Genomic DNA, 17,612 nt, shown 5'->3' on the forward strand with positions numbered 1-17,612 from the left:
GCCGCCCCGGCCCGGTGGTGATCGACCTGCCGAAGGACATCCTGATCGCCAAGGCGCCCTATGTGGAGGCGCCGCCGACGACCCAGCCGCATCGGTCCTACCGCCCGGTGACGGCGCCCGACATGGCGCAGATCCGCAAGGCGGTGGCGCTGATGAAGCAGGCGGAGCGGCCGGTGATCTATGCCGGTGGCGGCGTCATCAATTCCGGGCCGGAAGCCTCCCGCCTGCTGTCCGAATTCGCGCATCTCACCGGCTTTCCGGTGACGAATACGCTGATGGGCCTCGGCGCCTTCCCGTCGCAGGACCCGCAATTCCTCGGCATGCTGGGCATGCACGGCACCTACGAAGCCAACCTGGTGATGCATGGCTGCGACGTCATGCTGAACATGGGAGCGCGCTTCGATGACCGGGTGACCGGCAAGCTCTCCCACTTCGCGCCGACGGCGAAGAAGATCCACGCCGATATCGACCCGTCCTCGATCAACAAGAACGTCAAGGTGGATGTGCCGATCGTCGGCGATGCCGGGCAGATCCTGGCGGCGATGATCCAGGTCTGGAAGGAAGACAGCCAGCCGCCGATGCGCGAGGCCCTCGCCGCCTGGTGGCGCCAGATCGAGATGTGGCGCGGCAAGGACTGCCTGCGCTACGTCCAGCAGGGCAAGATCATCAAGCCGCAGCATGCGGTGAAGCGGCTGTATGAGATCACGCGCGATTCGGGGCGGGAGACCTTCATCACGACGGAGGTCGGCCAGCACCAGATGTGGGCGGCGCAGTATTTCGGCTTCGAAAAGCCGAACCGGTGGATGACCAGCGGTGGCCTGGGGACGATGGGCTACGGCCTGCCGGCGGCGATGGGCGTGCAGATCGCGCATCCGGATGCGTTGGTCATCGACATCGCCGGCGAGGCCTCCATCCTGATGAACATCCAGGAGATGGCGACGCTCTGCCAGTATCGCCTGCCGGTGAAGGTGTTCATCCTGAACAACGAATATATGGGCATGGTGCGGCAGTGGCAGGAATTGCTGCATGGCGGCCGCTATTCCGAAAGCTACTCCGCCGCGCTGCCGGATTTCGTGAAGCTGGCCGAATCCTTCCACGGCGTCGGCCTGCGGGCGACCGAGGAAAGCCAGCTCGACGACGTCATCCGCGAAATGCTGGCGACCGATCGCCCTGTCATCGCCGATATCTGCGTGGCGAAGGACGAGAACTGCTTCCCGATGATTCCCTCGGGGGCCGCGCATAACGAGATGATCCTGGGCCCGGGCCAGGAGGGTGGCGTCGCCGGCGTGACGGATGAGGGCAAGGTCCTCGTCTGAGCCACGCCTGCCCTGTCCTTTTCCTCCTGCCTGAAGTGCTGAACAAAAATGGCTGACGATCCGGGAAATTTTCGCTCCGCAACGATTGCGGTGCTGGTGGAGAATGAGGCCGGCGTGCTTGCGCGCGTCATCGGCCTGTTCTCCGGCCGCGGCTACAACATCGAGAGCCTGACCGTGGCGCCGGTGGACGAGGATCGGCGCCTGTCGCGGATCACTGTCGTCACCTCCGGCACGGAGATGGTGATCGAGCAGATCAAGGCGCAACTCGACCGTCTGGTGCCGGTGCACAAGGTCTCCGACCTTACCTTGGCCGGGCCGCATCTGGTGCGGGAACTGGCGCTGGTGAAGGTGGTGGGCAGCGGTGACCACCGGGTGGAGGCGCTGCGCCTGGCGGACGCCTTCCGCGCCCGCGTCGTCGATGCCACCACCGAAAGCTTCGTCTTCGAGATGACCGGCAATGCCGAGAAGATCGACGCCTTCTGCGCGCTGATGCGCCCGGTAGGGCTGGCGGAGGTGAGCCGGACCGGGGCGGTGGCGATCGTGCGGGGCAGCTCCGCACTCACGGTCTGAAACTTTGCTGGCCTTCCCGCCGTTCGCAGGGCGAACCGACCCCGGAGCCCGTGCCATGCGCCTTTTCGCCTGCCAGAACTGCGGCAACCTGCTGCATTTCGAGAATACCGTCTGCGAGAAGTGTGGCCTGTCGCTCGGCTTCCTGCCGGAGGCGGGGCGGCTTTCCGCCTTCGATGCGGACGGCCTGGCGATGCTGGACGGCAAGCCCCGGAAGCCCTGCGCGAATGTGGCGCATGACGCGTGCAACTGGTTCCTGCCGGATGACGACGCCGAGGATTACTGCCCGGCATGCCGGCTGAATGCCATGGTGCCGGACCTCTCGATGCCGGAGAACCTGCCGCTGTGGCGCCGCATGGAAATGGCCAAGCGCCGGCTGATCTACACGCTGGATCGCCTCGGCCTGCCGCATGAGGGGCCGGAGCTGCGCTTTTCCTTCCTCGCGGATCTGGATGGCCAGCCGCCGACCATGACCGGCCATGAGGATGGCCACATCACCATCGCGCTCGCCGAGGCCGATGATGCGGAGCGGGAGGCGCGGCGCACCCGGCTGAACGAGCCGTTCCGCACCCTGCTCGGCCATATGCGGCACGAGGTGGGCCACTGGTACTTCCTGGTGCTGGTGGAGCGCGCCGGCCGGACGGAGGATTTCCGCGCGCTGTTCGGCGACGAAAGCACGGACTATGCCGCGGCGCTGCAGGCGCATTACGTCCGCCCGCCCAACAATGACTGGCGCGGCGACTTCATCTCGGCCTATGCCGCGGCGCATCCGCATGAGGACTGGGCGGAATGCTTCGCCCATTACCTGCACATGGTGGACAGCCTGGAGATGGCGACCAGCTTCGGTATGAAGATCAGCCCGGTGCTGGACCGGGAAGGCGTGCTGGAGACGGAGCTGGATTTCAGCCCCTACCGCGCCGGCATGGAGGAAATCCTCAATGCCTGGACGCCGCTGACCATTGCCATGAACGCGATGAACCGCTGCATGGGCACGCCGGACCTCTACCCCTTCGTGCTCAGCGCGCCGGTGGCGCGCAAGCTTGGTTTCATCCACGAAGTGGTGCATCACCGCCCGCGGAGCGGGACGTAACCGCCCCGTGATGGGGCAACCAAAGGAAGCTGCGACGATGCGTGTGTATTATGACCGCGATGCGGATGTGAATCTGATCAAGGCCAAGAAGGTCGCGGTCATCGGCTTCGGCAGCCAGGGCCATGCCCATGCCCAGAACATGCGCGACAGCGGCGTGGCCGATGTCGTGATCGGCGCGCGCCAGGGCGGGTCCTGGAAGAAGGCGGAAGCCGCCGGCTTCAAGGTGATGACGCCCTCCGATGCGGCGAAGTGGGCCGATGTGGTCATGGTGCTGACGCCGGACGAGCTGCAGGGCGACCTGTACCGCGACCACCTGGACGCCAACATGAAGCCCGGCGCGGCGCTGGCCTTCGCGCACGGCCTGAACGTGCATTTCAACCTGCTCGACCCGCGCGCCGATATCGACGTGTTCATGATCGCGCCGAAGGGCCCGGGCCACACCGTGCGCGGCGAATACCAGAAGGGCGGCGGCGTGCCCTGCCTGGTGGCCGTGCATCAGAACCCCTCGGGCAATGCGCTGGAAATCGCGCTGTCCTATGCCTCCGCCATCGGTGGCGGCCGTTCGGGCGTGATCGAGACGACCTTCAAGGAAGAATGCGAGACCGACCTGTTCGGCGAGCAGGTCGTGCTCTGCGGCGGCCTGGTCGAGCTGATCAAGGCGGGCTTCGAGACGCTGGTGGAAGCCGGCTACGCCCCCGAGATGGCCTATTTCGAGTGCCTGCACGAGGTGAAGCTGATCGTCGACCTGATCTATGAGGGCGGCATCGCCAACATGAACTACTCGATCAGCAACACCGCCGAATACGGCGAATACGTCACCGGCCCGCGCATCGTCACCTCCGAGACCAAGAAGGAGATGAAGAAGGTTCTGGAGGACATCCAGTCCGGCAAGTTCGCGCGCGACTGGATGCTGGAGAACAAGGTGAACCAGGCCAGCTTCAAGGCGACGCGCCGCCGCCTGGCCGAACACCCGATCGAGGAAGTGGGCGAGAAGCTGCGCGGCATGATGCCGTGGATCAAGACCAACCAGCTGGTCGACAAGGCGAAGAACTAAGCCGGCCTTCTCTCCCTGCCCCACAGTCGCGGGGGGTTGCGGCACTGCCGCAACGCCCCCGGCTGGTCGGGGTGGGGGCAGCAACCGCCATGCGCCAGATCGCCTGCCTCCACACCGCCGCCTCCAACTTCAAGCTGTTCGACGCCGCCTGCCCGCCAGGCCTGGCGCTGCGCCACGCCATCCGCCCGGACCTGCTGGCCGAGGCCGAAGCCGCCGGCGGCCTCACCCCCGCCATCGCCGCCCGCACCGCCGCCGCGACCGAGGCGCTGGCAACTACCGGCATCCACGCCGTCCTGCTCACCTGCTCCACCCTCGGCCCGGCCCTGGCGCAGGCGCGGGCCGCCATTCCGCTGCTGCGCGCCGATGCGGCACTGGCCGAGGCCGCGATGCGGGGCGGTGGTCGCGTGGTGGCCCTCTGCGCCGTGGAGACCACGCTCGCCCCCACCGCCGCGCTGTTCGGGCCGGCCTGCGAAACCCGGCTGGTGCCCGGCGCCTGGGCCGCCTTCCGCGCGGGCGATTCACAAACCTACGCGCAGATGGTCGCTGCCGCGGCCGATGCCGCCTTCGCCGAGGGCGCGCGCTGCGTCGCCCTCGCCCAGGCCAGCATGGCGCCCGCCGCCGCGCTGTGCCGGAACGGCACGCCGCTCACCAGCCCGGCCGCCAGCCTGGCGGCGCTTGCGTGAGGCGCAGGCCGCGCCACATCCGGAGGCCAGCCCGGAGCATCCCATGCGCAACCGCCTCGCCGCCGGCGCCACCGCCCTTCTGCTCGGCGCCTGCTCGGTGGTGGGCGTGAGGTCCGGCACGGAGGAGCCGCGTTTCGAGCTGCTGGAACAGGCCAATGGCCTGGAAATCCGCCGCTATGCCCCGCGCCTGGCGGCGGAGACGGAGGTTGTGGCGGATGAGACCGCCAGCCGCAGCGAGGGCTTCTCCCGCCTCGCCGGCTACATCTTCGGCGGCAATCGCGGCGAATCGCGCATCGCCATGACGGCGCCGGTGGCGCAGCAGCCGGTGCGGATCGCGATGACCGCGCCGGTCGCGCAATCCGCCACGGCCAGCGGCCATCGCATTCGCTTCTTCCTGCCCGCATCGCTGCTTGACCCGCCGGTACCGAACGACCCGAGGGTGAAAGTGGTGGAGGTGCCGGCCGAGACCTACGCGGTGCTGCGCTTCACCGGCAGCACCAGCCCGCAATCGGTGGCCGATGCCCAGGCGCGGCTGCGTGCCGCGCTGGGCGATACCGCCTGGCAGGCCTCAGGCCCCGCCACCGCCTGGTTCTACGACCCGCCCTGGACCATCCCGGCGCTGCGCCGGAACGAGGTGGCGGTGCCGGTCACGCGACGCGCCCCTTGACCATGGTGCGGTGCACAGCGGACGTTACGCCCATGACCAAGCTCGCCGCCGACACGGACTACCCCCGCGACTTCGCCGGCTACGGCGCCACCCCGCCGGACCCGCGCTGGCCGGGTGGCGCGAAGCTCGCCCTGTCCTTCGTGCTGAACTACGAGGAAGGCGGCGAGAACACCGTTCTCAACGGCGATGCGGGGAGCGAGCTGTATCTGCATGAGGTGCCCGGCGGCACGCCCATCCTTGGCGAGCGCAACCGCACGGTGGAAAGCCAGTTCGACTATGGCGCGCGGGCCGGGGTGTGGCGGGTGCTGCGGCTGTTCCAGGAACAGGGCTTTCCGCTGACCGTCTATGGCGTCGGCCGCGCGCTGGAACTCAACCCGGACGCCGCCCGCGCCTTCGCGGAAGCCGGGCATGAGGTTGCCAGCCATGCCTGGCGCTGGATCGACTACCACAATATGGACGAGGCGACTGAAGCCGCCGAGATCGCCCGCTGCGTCGAGACCATCACCCGCCTGACCGGCACGGCCCCTGTCGGCTGGTACACCGGCCGGATCTCGCCCCGCACGCGGACCCTGGTCGCCCGTCATGGCGGCTTCCTGTACGATAGCGACGCCTATGACGACGACCTGCCGCATTACGTGACGGCGGAGGGCAAGCCGCACCTCGTCATCCCCTACACCCTCGACAACCACGACCTGAAAGTCGCCGTGCCGCCGGGCTTTGCCGGGCCGGATGGCTTCGAGCGCCACCTGACGGATGCCTTCGACCTACTGCTGGCGGAGGGCCGGGCAGGGGCGCCGAAGATGATGTCGGTCGGGCTGCATTGCCGCATCGTCGGTCGCCCCGGCCGTGCCGCCGCGCTGCGCCGTTTCCTGGCGCATGTGGCGCGGCACCGCGATGAGGTCTGGATTACGCGCCGCGCCGATATCGCGCGGCATTGGTGGAAGGAACACGCCCCGGCATGAGGCGCCTCGCTTTGCTTTCGGTTCTCCTGGCGGCCGCCTGCGGCAGCGAGCCGACAACCGGCGCCCTGCCGCGCACCGACCGCGCCCTGCCGCCGCCATCGCTTTCCGAAGCCCCGGCGGGCGCCCGCTGCGCCGACCACGCCGATGCGCTGCCTATGCTGGTGGGCCGGCCGGAATCCCAGGTCCGCAGCGCGCTGGCGGCGATGCCCGGCATCCGCGCCATCCGGCTGCTGGCCCCGAACCAGCCCGCCACACGGGATTACCGCGTGGACCGGGTGGGCGGGGTGGTGCGGGGTGGCGTGGTGGAGAGCCTGGCCTGCGGCTGAGCGCTACCGCGCCTGCAGGATCTCCGCATTCACCATCATCGAGGGATCGGCCCTTCCATCCAGCACATCCAGGATGTTCTGCGCGGAGATGCGGGCCATGCGGTTCATCCCTTCCTCCGTGCTCGCCGCCGAATGCGGGCTGATCACCACATTGGGCAGGCCCAGCAGCGGGTTGCCCGGCGTGGCCGGCTCCACCTCCAGCACATCCAGGCCGGCGCCCATCAGATGGCCGGATCGCAGCGCGGCGATGAGGGCGTCCTGCTGCACCACCGGTCCGCGCGCGGTGTTCACCAGGATGGCGCCCGGCTTCATGGCGGCGAAGGCGGCGGCGTTCATCAGGTGATGCGTGGCGGGTGACAGCGGGCAATGCAGCGTCACCACATCCGCCTCCGCCAGCGCCGCATGCAGGTCGCGCACCGCGCGGAACCCGTCGGCGGCGATGCGGTGCGGGGAGAAGCCGGGGTCCAGCACCGCCACATCCATTCGGAAGGCCTTGAGATATTGGGCGACCCGCGTGCCGATGCGGCCATAGCCCACCACCAGGGCGCGCTTGCCGGCCAGGTCCACCATCCGCAGCCCGCCCGGCGGCCACCAGCCGCCGCCGGCCACATGGTTGTGGATATCCACCGCCCGCCGCGCCACTGTCAGCAGCAGCATCATGGCGTGCTCGGCCACCGACAGATCATTCGATCCATTGGCCACCATCACCGCCACGCCACGTTCCGAACACGCCGGCACATCCACCGTGTCGTAGCCAACCCCGATGCGGGAGACGACGCGAAGCTGCCTGGCCGCGGCCAGCGCCGGGCGGTCCATGCGTTCCAGCCAGCACAGCGTGCCATGGGCCTCGGCGATCGCGGCGTGCCATTCCGCCACGCCCGGATTGTCCAGCACCACCAGATCCAGCTCCGGCCGCGCGGCGAACACCGCCATGCCCGCCTCGGGCAGCCTGCGGCCGAGCACCACCTTGAACGTCATTATGTCTGCTTCCCCCTTGGAGGACCGCATGCTGGCAAGACCCGGCGCATCGCGCCAGCGCTTGCGGCCGCGGCATGGCCTCGCTATCGTCGTCTCAGCCATGACGATCCGCGCCGCCCGTATCGAGCTGACCGCCGCCCTTCGGGCCGGCCGGCTGCCGCGCGCGCTCCTTCTCCTTCGACTTAGCCACCCCTGGGCGTAAAGTCCGGCCGATAACGGCTGGCACCGCTCAGGGGACCCTGGGGGCAGGCTTGCCCTCGCGCATGGCATGACGAATCAGAAACCAAGGAACGCCCCCATGGCCATCAATCACCCCTCCTTCGGGGTCATGGACCCCGACCGGGTCATCATCTTCGACACGACGCTGCGCGATGGCGAGCAATCCCCCGGCTTCTCCATGAATCTGGAGGAGAAGCTGCGCATGGCCGAAGCCCTGGCCGAACTCGGCGCCGATGTGCTGGAAGCCGGCTTCCCGATCGCCAGCCCGGGTGATTTTGAAAGCGTGCAATCCATCGCCCGCCGCTTCGCCAAGGATGGCCCGGTGGTCTGCGGCCTGGCCCGCACCTCGCCGGGAGACATCCAGAAGGCCGCGGATGCGATCAAGGACGCCGCCCGCGGCCGCATCCACACCTTCGTCTCGACCAGCCCCCTGCATATGCGGGTGAAGCTGCGGATGGAGCCGGAGGCGGTGCTGGAGATGGTGACCGCCTCCGTCACCATGGCGCGCAATGCCACTGCCGACGTTGAATGGTCGGCGGAGGACGGCACCCGGACGGAAATGGACTTCCTCTGCCGCTGCGTCGAGGCGGCGATCAAGGCCGGTGCCACCACCATCAACATCCCCGACACCGTGGGCTATGCGGTGCCGGAGGATATGTTCCGCATCTTCAACACGGTGCGGGAAAGGGTACCGGGGGCTGATGGCGTGATCCTGTCCACCCACAACCACAACGATTTGGGCCTGGCGGTCGCCAACACCATCGCCGCCATCCGCGCCGGCGCCCGCCAGGTGGAATGCACCATCAATGGCATCGGCGAACGCGCCGGCAATGCGAGCCTGGAGGAGATCGCCATGGCGCTGCGCACGCGCCAGGACGCCATCCCGGTGACGAATGGCGTGCAGACGAAGAACATCCTGCGCACCTCCCGCCTGCTGGCCACCATCACCGGCTTCGATGTGCAGCCCAACAAGGCGATCGTCGGCCGCAACGCCTTCGCCCATGAATCCGGCATCCACCAGGACGGCATGCTGAAGGATTCGTCCACCTACGAGATCATGACGCCGGAAAGCGTCGGCTGGACCAAATCCTCCCTCGTGCTGGGCAAGCATTCCGGCCGAGCCGCCTTCAAGGACAAGCTGAAGGCGCTGGGCTACGAGGTCGGCGACAACGCCATGAACGACGCCTTCAAGCGCTTCAAGGACCTCGCTGACCGCAAGAAGGTTGTCTACGACGAGGACATCGTGGCGCTGGTGGATGACGAGGTCGTCCGCGCCAATGACCGAATCAAGCTGACCGGCCTGTCGGTCTCCACCGGCATGCACACCCGCCCCATCGCCTCCATCGCGCTGGAAGTGGATGGCGAGGTGCGGGAAGGCGTGGCTGGCGGCGATGGCGGCGTGGACGCCACCTTCGCGGCGCTGCGCGTGGCCTTCCCGCATGATGTGAACCTGAAGCTCTATGCCGTGCAATCCGTCACCGGCGGCACCGACGCCCAGGCCCGCGTGACCGTGCGACTGGAGGAGGAAGGCAAGCTGGTGGACGGGCAGGGGGCGGATACGGATACCATCGTGGCCAGCGCCCGGGCCTATGTGCACGCGCTGAACAAGCTGCTGGTCAAGCGGGCGCGGACAGCCCCCGGGGAGTTCAAGTCGGAGATGGGTCAGGCGCTTTCGGCCTGAGCGCCGGTGGCGGGCGGTTCAGCGCCTGCGGCGGGCGGGGGGTGGGCGGGCGCAGCGGGAAATCCAGCGCCAGCCCCGCCTCCTCCCGCTTCAGCTCCGCCCCCAATTGCCGCGCCAGGCCACGCAGCAGCAGGGCGCGCAACTGGTCATCCGGGCGCGGCACCACACCGTCATCCTCGATGGCCAGGGTGGCCCGGCGGTCATCGGCCGAGACATTGATCAGGATGCGGCCGCCCTGGCCGGGTGGGAATCCCTGCTTCAGCGCGGCGGACACCGCCTCCGTGATGATCAGCGCCAGGGGCACGGCCTGGTCCGAGGAAATCCGCAGCGCCGGCGCCGTTACATCCAGGGCGATGCGCCGGCCCGGCTTGTCGCCGATCGCGGCAAATAATTGCACGCCCAGCTCCTCGATGAAGGCGCCGAGGTCGATCGCCTCCGGGTCGTGATGCGCATACATGTGCCGGTGCAGCGTCGCCAGCGCGCCGATCCGGTCCCGCGCTGCCTCGAATTCGACGCGCGCCTGGCTGTCGGTGACGCGCTGTGCCTGGAGCGCCAGCAGGCTGCTGACGATCTGGAGGTTGTTCTTCACCCGGTGGTGCACCTCGGCGGCCAGGATTTCGGCCCGTTCGATCGCGGCCTGCAAATCCTGTTCGCGCTCGGCCAGCGCCTTGGCGCCGGCCTGGAAGCTTTCGGCCAGGTCGCGGATTTCATCCGGCATGTCGGCGCTGCCCGGAATTTCGAAGGGCGCGGCGCCGGCATTCCACTTGGCCACGGCCTGCCGCAGCCGGGAAAGCGGACGGGTGACGGCGTAGTTGGCGCCCAGCACCACGGCCAGGATGCTGAGGCCGAGCAGCGCGCCCACCTCCGCCAGGCGCTGGGTCGCGGCCAGGTAGGCGGCGGTGCGGATCGGCGCCTTTGGCCGCGCCACCACCATGAAGGCCTGGCTGGACAGCGTGCCGCGCGCCGCCAGCATTTCCGTTCCGGCGAACATCGAGGTTGTCGCGGCCCCATCCGGGCTGACCTCGGGCGGGCTGGTGGCGGTGTTGGCAGGACCGATCGGCCAGGACCGGTGCTCGGCATCCACCAGCCAGCCGAGCAGGCCGGCCGGCAATGCGGGGGGCGCCACGCGCGCCACCAGCAGGCGGCCCGATGCCGGCAGGGTCCGCAACACCGAAATCATGCCGGAGGCGCCGGCCAGGATCAGGGAATCCGTGGCGCTGGCCACACGCATCCGAAGCTCCGGCCCGACGCCGGGAAGCGGCGCGCCGGGGCACTCCACGATCAGCACGATGCCTTCCGGCGCGCCGCCCTCGAGCCATTCGCCACAGCCTGCGCTGCCGGGCGGCCAGGTTCCGGCAATACCGCGCAGCACCCCATCGGCGGCGGCGATGCGGCCGGCGAAGGACGCCACAGCCAGGTCGCGTTCCCGCGCCAGGTCCTGGTTCGCCTGGCTGATGGCACCGCGATAGCCGATGAAGGCGCCGGTCAGAACCAGGATCACGACCGGAAAGGCGGCGATCAGCAGCAGGCAGAGCAGACGGCCCCGCAGGCTGGCCTGGGGGCGCGGAAGTCTCCAGCGTCTCGGCGTTCCGCCGGGCGTGCTCATCGTGGCTGTCGTATCTCTCCGACGCGGCGGAACCTATTTATCGCGCCGCGTCCGATCTTCCTCGATGAGGCGCATGAGTTCGGGCGGAATCGGCTCCGCCGCAATGTCGTCATAAAGCTTATGCAGCCCGCGCTGCAGCCAGAGATCGAACGCGTCTTCGCCCGCACGATCCGCCTTGCGCTTCGGTGCCTTGGGGGAGGGCGCGGGCTTGCTGCTGTCGCTGCTGTCCATGTCCATCGCCGAAGCCGGCGCCGTCCGTAGCCCATGCCCGGTGCGGCGCCTGACACCCTCGACTTAAGCCAGCAGATTGTGTTCGCCAACCCCCGAACCGTTTCGCGCATATCGCGCGCCACGGTCGCGGCCGCTGATCCGGGCACGCTCGATGCGCTGCTCCTCGGTCGTCGCCTCGGCGGATTCCTCGCCGGCCAGCCAGACCTGCAACTGGCGGCGCGCCCGAAAGACGCGGCTTTTCGCGGTGCCGACGGCACAGCCCGTGGCTTCCGCGACCTCCTCATAGGACATGCCCTGCAGCACGACCATGAACAGCGCCTCGCGCTGGTCGGCCGGCAGGCGGTTCACCGCATTGCCGAGTTCCTTCAGCACCAGCCTGTCCTCATGCGTCGCCGAAACAGCGAAGGCACCTGCCGGCACATCCTCGATATCCGTGGTTTCGCGCTGCTTGCGGAGCGTGCTGATGAAGCGGTTGCGCAGGATACGGTGCATCCAGGCGGCGAAATTGGTACCGGGGGTGAAGCTGTTCTGGGCGGCGAGCGCATTGGCCACGGCGTCCTGCACCAGGTCATCCGCGGCGGCCCGGTTGCGGGTCAAAGCCAGGGCCTGCACCCTTAGCCGGGGCAGAAGCGCGATGACCTGACCGTGGAACTCGTTCGCCATGCTGTTTGCTCCATGCATCATGCCAACTGAATGAACGGGGCGCCGCGATGGTTGCATCGCGCTTCCGTTACCCGGTCACAGGAGCGAGAGCGCGCGACAGCGCGCTGCGGGCGCGGGAGACGCGGGCCTTCATGGTGCCGACCGGAACCTCGCAGATCGCGGCCGCCGCCTCCAGCGACAGGCCGCGGGCGGCGACCAGCATCAACGCCTCCCGCATCGCCGGCGGCAGGGCGGCCACCGCGCGGGCCAGGTCGCGCACCGCATGGGCGCTTTCCTGGTCGGGTGGGCGCGTGGCCTCTGCCTCCGGCGGATTCGCCTCCACATGGTCTCGTTCGCGCCGCGCCTTGCGCCAGCCCTCGCGGAAGGTGTTGCGCAGCACCGTCAGCCCCCAGGGCCGCAGGGCGGCCTGCGGGTCATCGGCCAGCTCCGGCGGCGGCACGAAGCTGCTCAGGCCGCGCAGCATGCGCAGCACCGTCTCCTGCACCAGATCATCGGCTTCTGCTCGCGAACGCGTCAGCATCCGGGCGGCGGCGCGCAGTTCTGGCAACAACTGCGCGATCACGGCGCGCAAGGCGCCGGAGTTCTCTTGTTCGTCCACACCACACTGCATATCAAGTCCGGGAGGTATGCGGCAGCGCGTGCCGCGCATTTGGGAGATGAAAAGGCGATGAGCGAGATGGATCGCAGCGCGCTGATCGGCGCCCTGCCCTATGCGCGCCGCTTTGCCCGCGCACTGACCGGCTCCCAGGCCCGTGGCGACGCCTTGGTGGCGGAGGCGCTTCGGGGCGAACTGGAGGCGCCGGAGGGCGCGCGTGAGGGGCGGCTGCAGGGGCGGCTGGTGCTGTATCGTGCCATCTGCCGCATTTCCGGCGGCAGCCCGCGCGGGGTGGATGGCCGTGGCGACGGCCTGAGCCGGCCGCAGCGCATGCTGCTGCTGCTCACCTCGCTGGAGGAATTGGAGCCGGCGCAGGCCGCGCTTGCGCTCGGCATCCCGGTCGAGGAGGCGATAGCCCATGTCGAGGCCGCACGCGGTCATCTCCGCGCCGGCGCGGTGGCCCGGGTGCTGATCATCGAGGATGAGCCGATCATCGCGCTGGACCTCCAGCAGCTGGTCGAAGCGGCGGGGCATGAGGTGGTGGGCATCGCCGCCTCGGAGGATGAGGCAGTGGCGATCGCGGCCGCCGAGCGGCCGACCCTGGTGCTGGCGGATGTGAATCTGGGTGCGGGTGGGGATGGCACTTCGGCGGTGGCGCGCATCATGCGGACGCAGCGGGCGCCAGTGATCTTCGTGACCGCCTATCCGGAGCGGCTGCTGACCGGACAGGACCTGGAGCCGGCCTTCATCATCACCAAGCCGTTCGAGCCGACGACGCTGGCGATCGCCACCTACCAGGCGGTGACCCGCGGGGTGCATCTCGACCCCGTGTAACGAAATATCACGCCACCGTGGCGCGGGCCGGAACCGGCCCGCCGACGGCGGCGTTGACCCGGCGCAATCTGACGCCGGAGTCTCCCATGCTGTACTGGACCCTCGTTTTCCTTGTCGTGGCCCTGGTCGCAGGCCTGCTCGGCTTTGGCGGTGTTGCCTCCGCCTTCGCCGGCATCGCCCAGATCCTGTTCGCCGTCTTTATCGTGCTGTTCCTGCTGAGCCTGATATTCGGCGCCTTCCGCACGCGATGACGGCGCGACGGCTGGCGCGGGACCGCGCCAGCCGTCGATGCAGGGTTCCGAATGCAGCAGGGCCGGCTCCTCGCGGAGCCGGCCCTGCCTGCGTTTCGAGGGGCGCGCTGGCGCCCAGCCTTCAGCGCCAGGCGGGGCGGCCCAGATTGACGGTGCCCGGGCTGGTCAGGGCACCGCCGGCCGCGCCGGCCGCGCCGCCCAGCAACGCGCCCGTGCCGGCGCTGCCGGTAAGGGAGCCGACCGCGGCACCGGCGCCGGCACCCAGCAACCCACCGGAGACCGCACGGTCGCCGGTGGTCTGACCGCAGGCAGCCAGGCCGCCGGCGAGGATCAGCAGGATCGGAAGCTTCTTCATGGGGGAGCCTTCTCGTAGTGGTCGATGTAGCCATAACGCCGCCAACGCATCCCGGTTCGCCGCACCATTGCGGTTTCGTGCGTTTTCCCGGGTTGTGGGCCAGGATATCCGCCTACCCCCGAGACGGGGCTTGAGCCTGGGGCGGGGGAGGGGTATCGGAAGCGCCTCGCGCCACCCCGCGGAACCGTCGGCACCGGACGGCGCCAAGCCAGGGCCTCCAGCCCGGGACTGGCCCGAAACGGCCGGATGAGGCCCGGCGCGGTGACATCTTCGACACTCGGAAGGTTCCGGCTGCATGTTCTCCCGCCTGTTCGGCTTCCTCTCGGCCGACATGGCCATCGACCTCGGCACCGCGAATACGCTGGTCTATGTGAAGGGGCGGGGCATCGTGCTGAACGAGCCCTCCGTCGTCGCCATTTCAGATCATCGCGGCAAGAAGCAGGTCCTGGCAGTCGGGGAGGAAGCCAAGCTGATGCTCGGCCGCACCCCCGGCAACATCGCCGCGATCCGCCCGCTGCGGGATGGCGTGATCGCCGATTTCGAGGTGGCGGAGGAAATGATCAAGCATTTCATCCGCAAGGTGCACAACCGGCGGTCCTTCGCCTCGCCGATGATCATCGTGTGCGTGCCCTCCGGCTCCACCGCGGTCGAACGCCGCGCCATCCAGGAATCGGCCGAATCGGCCGGCGCGCGGAAGGTGCTGCTGATCGAGGAGCCGATGGCGGCCGCGATCGGCGCCGGCCTGCCGGTGACGGAGCCATCGGGGTCCATGGTGGTGGATATCGGCGGCGGCACCACGGAAGTGGCGGTGATCTCGCTGGGCGGCATCGTCTATGCGCGGTCCGTGCGTGTCGGCGGTGACAAGATGGATGAGGCGATCATCAGCTACATCCGCCGCAACCATAACCTGCTGATCGGCGAGAGCACGGCCGAGCGCATCAAGATGGAGATCGGCGCCGCCGCCCCACCCTGGGAGGGCGAGGAAGGCCCGATGACGGAGGTGAAGGGCCGCGACCTGATGAACGGCGTGCCGCGCGAAGTGGTGGTCAGCCAGCGCCAGATCGCCGAAAGCCTGTATGAGCCGGTGATCCAGATCGTCGAGGCGGTGCGCGTGGCGCTGGAGAACACGCCGCCCGAACTCGCCGCCGATATCGTCGACAAGGGCATCGTGCTGACCGGCGGCGGGGCTCTGCTGCATCGCCTCGACGGCGTGCTGCGGGAGGCGACGGGCCTGCCCGTCGTGGTGGCGGAAGACGCGCTGTCCTGCGTCGCACTGGGCACCGGACGCGCCCTTGAGGAAATGAAGCGCCTTCGCCACGTGCTGACCTCGATGTACTGAGCTTGGCCGCGGAGCGGCATGACGCTCCGGAACATGTTGATCTTAAAGCACCGCATGGGGTCAGATGGTCGTCTGATCCCGCTATGCCATGTGGGGCAGGGGGGCAGGCCGTTTGATCCGACTCAGCATTCCGCTCCGCCAGGCCCTGGCGCGGCTCTCGCTGCCGGTGCTGATCGCGGCAGCCTTCGGCACCATGCTGCTCGGCAAGGCGGATGCGATGCTGGCCGAACGCGCGCGCATCGCGCTGGCTGACGCGCTGGCGCCCTTCTACGCCGCCTTCGCCGAGCCGGCCCGCGCCGTGCGGGATGCGGCGGAGGATCTGCAGCGGCTTTTGGTGCTGCGGGAGGAGAATGCCCGGCTGCGCGAGGAGAATGAGCATCTGCGCCGCTGGCAGGCCGCCGCCCTGTCGCTCGAGGCGGAGAATGCGATGCTGCGCCGGCAGCTCGATTTCGTGCCGGAACGGGCGCCGGCCTTCCACACCGCCCGCGTGGTGGCCGATGGCGGCGGCGTCTATGCGCGCGCCGTGCTGCTGTCCGTGCCGCCCGAGATACAGGTGCGGCGCGGCCAGATCGCGCTGGATGAGCGCGGCTTCGCCGGGCGCGTGACCGAAGTCGGCAGCCGGTCCGCCCGCGTATTGCTGGCCACCGACATGAACAGCCGCATCCCGGTGACGCTGGAAGGCAGCCGGGTGCGCGCCATGCTGGTCGGCACCAACGGCGCCCGGCCGCGCCTGCAGCATTGGTCCGAGGGCGGCCGCCCGGCGGAGGGTGAGCGCGTGGTGACCAGCGCCGAGGGTGTGTCCTTCCCCGCCGGCCTGCCGGTCGGCGTGGTGCGCTGGACCGAGGGCGGGGTGGCGGAGGTGGAGCTGTTCGCGCGCACCGACCGGCTGGACGTGGTGCGGCTGTTCGATTTCGGCCTGGGCGGGATTCTGCCGCCCGAGGCGGTCGCGCGGCCCGAACCACGGCCCCGGCGCTGAGCCGCGGCGCCGCCCATGGTCGGACGCCCGGAACCTTCGCCCGGATTGCTGCGCCGTCTGGACGACATCGCCCGCGCCGCCTTTCCGGCCAGCAGCACGGCGCTGCTGATGGTGCTGGCGGCGGGGCCATCCGGCGTGCCGGGGTTGGTGCCGGCGGCGGCGCTGCCCTGCATCATCTTCTGGTCCGTGTTCCGGCCCGGCGCGATGCCGCCGCCGGCGGTATTCCTGCTCGGCCTGCTGCAGGACCTGCTGACCATGGCGCCGCTCGGCACCGGGGTGGTGACGCTGCTGGTGGCGCATGGCATGGCCGTCGCCTGGCGGCGCTTCCTGGTGCGGCAGAGCTTCATGTTCGTCTGGCTCGCCTTCTGCGCCTTCTCCGCCGGCACCGCGCTGCTCGGCTGGCTGCTGACCGCGCTGCTGGCCTGGAACCTGCCCGCGCCGGCACCGGCGCTGCACCAGGCGGCGCTGTCCGCCGGGCTGTATCCGGCCTTCGCCTTCGTCCTCAGCCGCATCCACGGGGTGATGCGCCGCGCGGAAGACGCGCCGTGATCGCGATTGGCGCCCCAGGAGCCGGCCCGCGCCCAGACCAGCCGCGCGGCCGGGCACACCCGTGCACCGGCGCGCAGGCAAGCGCGCGGAGCGCGCGCCCGCCGCGTGAGGGCAGCAAAAGATGAGCCGCAAACAGCGCGAGCAGGAGCGGGTCCGCGGCATCTTCAGCCGGCGGGCGCTGGTGCTCGGGCTGGGGCAGATGGGGCTGCTCGGCTTCCTGGCGCACCGGCTGTACCGGCTTCAGGTGGATGAGGGTGAACGCTACGCCACGCTGGCCGAGGAAAACCGCCTCTCGGCCCGGCTGCTGGCCCCGCCGCGCGGGCGGGTGCTGGACCGGGAAGGCCGGCTGATCGCGGGGAACCAGCTTAACTGGCGCGCCCTGCTGACGGCGGAACAGACCACCGATGTCGGCGCCACACTGGAGACCTTCAGCCGCATCGTGCCGCTGACCGAGGCGGAACGCGCCCGAATCGAGCGTGACGTGCGCCGCCGCCGCCGCTTCGTGCCGGTCACGGTGCGGGACTTCCTGACCTGGGAGGAGATGGCGCGGATCGAGCTGAACGCGCCGGACCTGCCGGGCATCAGCGTGGATGTCGGCACCACCCGCGTCTACCCGGAAGCCGACCACCTGGCGCATATCGTGGGCTATGTCGCGCCGCCGGCGGAAAGC

General features: G+C 69.4%; 20 protein-coding genes and 1 pseudogene. 15 read left to right on the forward strand and 6 right to left on the reverse strand.

The genetic code is table 11. The features are described from left to right. From Q8S40_RS14935 to Q8S40_RS14970, 8 genes are all read left to right on the forward strand, one after another. Positions 1–1,316: thiamine pyrophosphate-dependent enzyme (locus tag Q8S40_RS14935; RefSeq protein WP_305671004.1), on the forward strand; the 1,316-nt coding region annotated here is incomplete at its 5' end. Positions 1,317–1,364: 48 nt separating this feature from the next. After that, positions 1,365–1,886 carry an acetolactate synthase small subunit gene (gene ilvN, locus Q8S40_RS14940; protein WP_304813735.1) on the forward strand — a complete coding sequence of 174 codons (522 nt, stop codon included), beginning with the start codon at positions 1,365–1,367 and terminating at the stop codon, positions 1,884–1,886. A gap of 55 nt (positions 1,887–1,941) precedes the next feature. Continuing rightward, positions 1,942–2,973 (forward strand): putative zinc-binding metallopeptidase, encoded by a 1,032-nt coding sequence (locus tag Q8S40_RS14945; protein ID WP_305671005.1) that lies wholly within the window; start codon positions 1,942–1,944, stop codon positions 2,971–2,973. Between the two features lie 37 nt (positions 2,974–3,010). Further along, the gene (ilvC, locus tag Q8S40_RS14950; RefSeq protein ID WP_305671006.1) at positions 3,011–4,027 is read left to right on the forward strand and encodes a ketol-acid reductoisomerase; all 1,017 of its coding nucleotides are present in this window, start codon (positions 3,011–3,013) and stop codon (positions 4,025–4,027) included. Between the two features lie 89 nt (positions 4,028–4,116). Next, positions 4,117–4,710, forward strand: coding sequence for a hypothetical protein (locus tag Q8S40_RS14955; protein WP_305671007.1), 594 nt, complete (start codon positions 4,117–4,119; stop codon positions 4,708–4,710). A gap of 43 nt (positions 4,711–4,753) precedes the next feature. After that, entirely contained in the window at positions 4,754–5,377 is a 624-nt protein-coding gene (locus Q8S40_RS14960) for a heme-binding protein (RefSeq protein WP_305671008.1), read from the forward strand. A 32-nt stretch (positions 5,378–5,409) separates the two neighbouring features. Then, a complete protein-coding gene (gene puuE, locus Q8S40_RS14965; RefSeq protein ID WP_305671009.1) occupies positions 5,410–6,339 on the forward strand; it encodes an allantoinase PuuE in 930 nt (309 codons plus the stop codon). Next, entirely contained in the window at positions 6,336–6,665 is a 330-nt protein-coding gene (locus Q8S40_RS14970) for a hypothetical protein (RefSeq protein ID WP_304813743.1), read from the forward strand. Before puuE ends, Q8S40_RS14970 begins: the two co-directional genes overlap by 4 nt. A 3-nt stretch (positions 6,666–6,668) precedes the next feature. Here the strand turns inward: Q8S40_RS14970 and Q8S40_RS14975 are convergent, their stop codons facing one another. Further along, positions 6,669–7,643, reverse strand: coding sequence for a D-isomer specific 2-hydroxyacid dehydrogenase family protein (locus Q8S40_RS14975; RefSeq protein ID WP_305671010.1), 975 nt, complete (start codon positions 7,641–7,643; stop codon positions 6,669–6,671). A gap of 298 nt (positions 7,644–7,941) precedes the next feature. Between Q8S40_RS14975 and Q8S40_RS14980 the strand changes: the two genes are divergently transcribed. Further along, positions 7,942–9,543, forward strand: coding sequence for a 2-isopropylmalate synthase (locus Q8S40_RS14980; RefSeq protein WP_305671011.1), 1,602 nt, complete (start codon positions 7,942–7,944; stop codon positions 9,541–9,543). Here the strand turns inward: Q8S40_RS14980 and Q8S40_RS14985 are convergent. The 4 genes from Q8S40_RS14985 to Q8S40_RS15000 form a co-directional block, all read right to left on the reverse strand. Beyond that, the gene (locus tag Q8S40_RS14985; protein ID WP_305671012.1) at positions 9,509–11,044 is read right to left on the reverse strand and encodes a sensor histidine kinase; all 1,536 of its coding nucleotides are present in this window, start codon (positions 11,042–11,044) and stop codon (positions 9,509–9,511) included. The genes Q8S40_RS14980 and Q8S40_RS14985 overlap by 35 nt on opposite strands. 138 nt (positions 11,045–11,182) lie before the next feature. Beyond that, positions 11,183–11,380 carry a hypothetical protein gene (locus Q8S40_RS14990; RefSeq protein WP_305671013.1) on the reverse strand — a complete coding sequence of 66 codons (198 nt, stop codon included), beginning with the start codon at positions 11,378–11,380 and terminating at the stop codon, positions 11,183–11,185. Positions 11,381–11,443: 63 nt separating this feature from the next. Further along, positions 11,444–12,043 (reverse strand): sigma-70 family RNA polymerase sigma factor, encoded by a 600-nt coding sequence (locus Q8S40_RS14995; RefSeq protein ID WP_305671018.1) that lies wholly within the window; start codon positions 12,041–12,043, stop codon positions 11,444–11,446. Between the two features lie 67 nt (positions 12,044–12,110). Beyond that, positions 12,111–12,641, reverse strand: a complete 531-nt coding sequence (locus Q8S40_RS15000; protein WP_305671014.1) for a sigma-70 family RNA polymerase sigma factor — start codon at positions 12,639–12,641, stop codon at positions 12,111–12,113. A gap of 69 nt (positions 12,642–12,710) precedes the next feature. Between Q8S40_RS15000 and Q8S40_RS15005 the strand changes: the two genes are divergently transcribed. After that, complete coding sequence (locus Q8S40_RS15005; protein WP_305671015.1) at positions 12,711–13,472, forward strand: PhyR family response regulator anti-anti-sigma factor; 762 nt, start codon at positions 12,711–12,713, stop codon at positions 13,470–13,472. Positions 13,473–13,558: 86 nt separating this feature from the next. Continuing rightward, the gene (locus tag Q8S40_RS15010) at positions 13,559–13,723 is read left to right on the forward strand and encodes a DUF1328 domain-containing protein (protein WP_304813756.1); all 165 of its coding nucleotides are present in this window, start codon (positions 13,559–13,561) and stop codon (positions 13,721–13,723) included. A 121-nt stretch (positions 13,724–13,844) separates the two neighbouring features. Here the strand turns inward: Q8S40_RS15010 and Q8S40_RS15015 are convergent, their stop codons facing one another. Next, a complete protein-coding gene (locus Q8S40_RS15015) occupies positions 13,845–14,078 on the reverse strand; it encodes a YMGG-like glycine zipper-containing protein (RefSeq protein WP_305671016.1) in 234 nt (77 codons plus the stop codon). A 295-nt stretch (positions 14,079–14,373) separates the two neighbouring features. Between Q8S40_RS15015 and Q8S40_RS15020 the strand changes: the two genes are divergently transcribed. The 4 genes and pseudogenes from Q8S40_RS15020 to Q8S40_RS15035 all read left to right on the forward strand — a co-directional run. Beyond that, positions 14,374–15,417 (forward strand): rod shape-determining protein, encoded by a 1,044-nt coding sequence (locus Q8S40_RS15020; protein WP_304813758.1) that lies wholly within the window; start codon positions 14,374–14,376, stop codon positions 15,415–15,417. 112 nt (positions 15,418–15,529) lie between these two features. Further along, the gene (mreC, locus tag Q8S40_RS15025; protein WP_304813759.1) at positions 15,530–16,393 is read left to right on the forward strand and encodes a rod shape-determining protein MreC; all 864 of its coding nucleotides are present in this window, start codon (positions 15,530–15,532) and stop codon (positions 16,391–16,393) included. Positions 16,394–16,438: 45 nt separating this feature from the next. Beyond that, complete coding sequence (locus Q8S40_RS15030) at positions 16,439–16,942, forward strand: rod shape-determining protein MreD (protein WP_305671017.1); 504 nt, start codon at positions 16,439–16,441, stop codon at positions 16,940–16,942. A 121-nt stretch (positions 16,943–17,063) separates the two neighbouring features. Continuing rightward, positions 17,064–17,612: pseudogene (locus Q8S40_RS15035) on the forward strand (penicillin-binding protein 2); the annotation flags it as partial.

The sequence above is a fragment of the Falsiroseomonas sp. genome, assembly GCF_030695085.1.
GTDB lineage: Bacteria > Pseudomonadota > Alphaproteobacteria > Acetobacterales > Acetobacteraceae > Falsiroseomonas.

Excerpts from the sequence above, each read along its gene's own strand:
- Q8S40_RS14945 (WP_305671005.1), top strand. The coding sequence starts at position 1,942 with ATGCGCCTTTTCGCCTGCCAGAACTGCGGCAACCTGCTGCATTTCGAG.
- Q8S40_RS14955 (WP_305671007.1), top strand. The coding sequence starts at position 4,117 with ATGCGCCAGATCGCCTGCCTCCACACCGCCGCCTCCAACTTCAAGCTG.
- Q8S40_RS14990 (WP_305671013.1), bottom strand. The coding sequence starts at position 11,380 with ATGGACAGCAGCGACAGCAGCAAGCCCGCGCCCTCCCCCAAGGCACCG.
- ilvC (WP_305671006.1), top strand. The coding sequence starts at position 3,011 with ATGCGTGTGTATTATGACCGCGATGCGGATGTGAATCTGATCAAGGCC.
- Q8S40_RS15020 (WP_304813758.1), top strand. The coding sequence starts at position 14,374 with ATGTTCTCCCGCCTGTTCGGCTTCCTCTCGGCCGACATGGCCATCGAC.
- Q8S40_RS14995 (WP_305671018.1), bottom strand. The coding sequence starts at position 12,043 with ATGGCGAACGAGTTCCACGGTCAGGTCATCGCGCTTCTGCCCCGGCTA.
- Q8S40_RS14970 (WP_304813743.1), top strand. The coding sequence starts at position 6,336 with ATGAGGCGCCTCGCTTTGCTTTCGGTTCTCCTGGCGGCCGCCTGCGGC.
- Q8S40_RS15005 (WP_305671015.1), top strand. The coding sequence starts at position 12,711 with ATGAGCGAGATGGATCGCAGCGCGCTGATCGGCGCCCTGCCCTATGCG.
- puuE (WP_305671009.1), top strand. The coding sequence starts at position 5,410 with ATGACCAAGCTCGCCGCCGACACGGACTACCCCCGCGACTTCGCCGGC.
- ilvN (WP_304813735.1), top strand. The coding sequence starts at position 1,365 with ATGGCTGACGATCCGGGAAATTTTCGCTCCGCAACGATTGCGGTGCTG.
- Q8S40_RS15015 (WP_305671016.1), bottom strand. The coding sequence starts at position 14,078 with ATGAAGAAGCTTCCGATCCTGCTGATCCTCGCCGGCGGCCTGGCTGCC.
- Q8S40_RS14960 (WP_305671008.1), top strand. The coding sequence starts at position 4,754 with ATGCGCAACCGCCTCGCCGCCGGCGCCACCGCCCTTCTGCTCGGCGCC.
- Q8S40_RS14980 (WP_305671011.1), top strand. The coding sequence starts at position 7,942 with ATGGCCATCAATCACCCCTCCTTCGGGGTCATGGACCCCGACCGGGTC.
- Q8S40_RS14975 (WP_305671010.1), bottom strand. The coding sequence starts at position 7,643 with ATGACGTTCAAGGTGGTGCTCGGCCGCAGGCTGCCCGAGGCGGGCATG.
- Q8S40_RS15010 (WP_304813756.1), top strand. The coding sequence starts at position 13,559 with ATGCTGTACTGGACCCTCGTTTTCCTTGTCGTGGCCCTGGTCGCAGGC.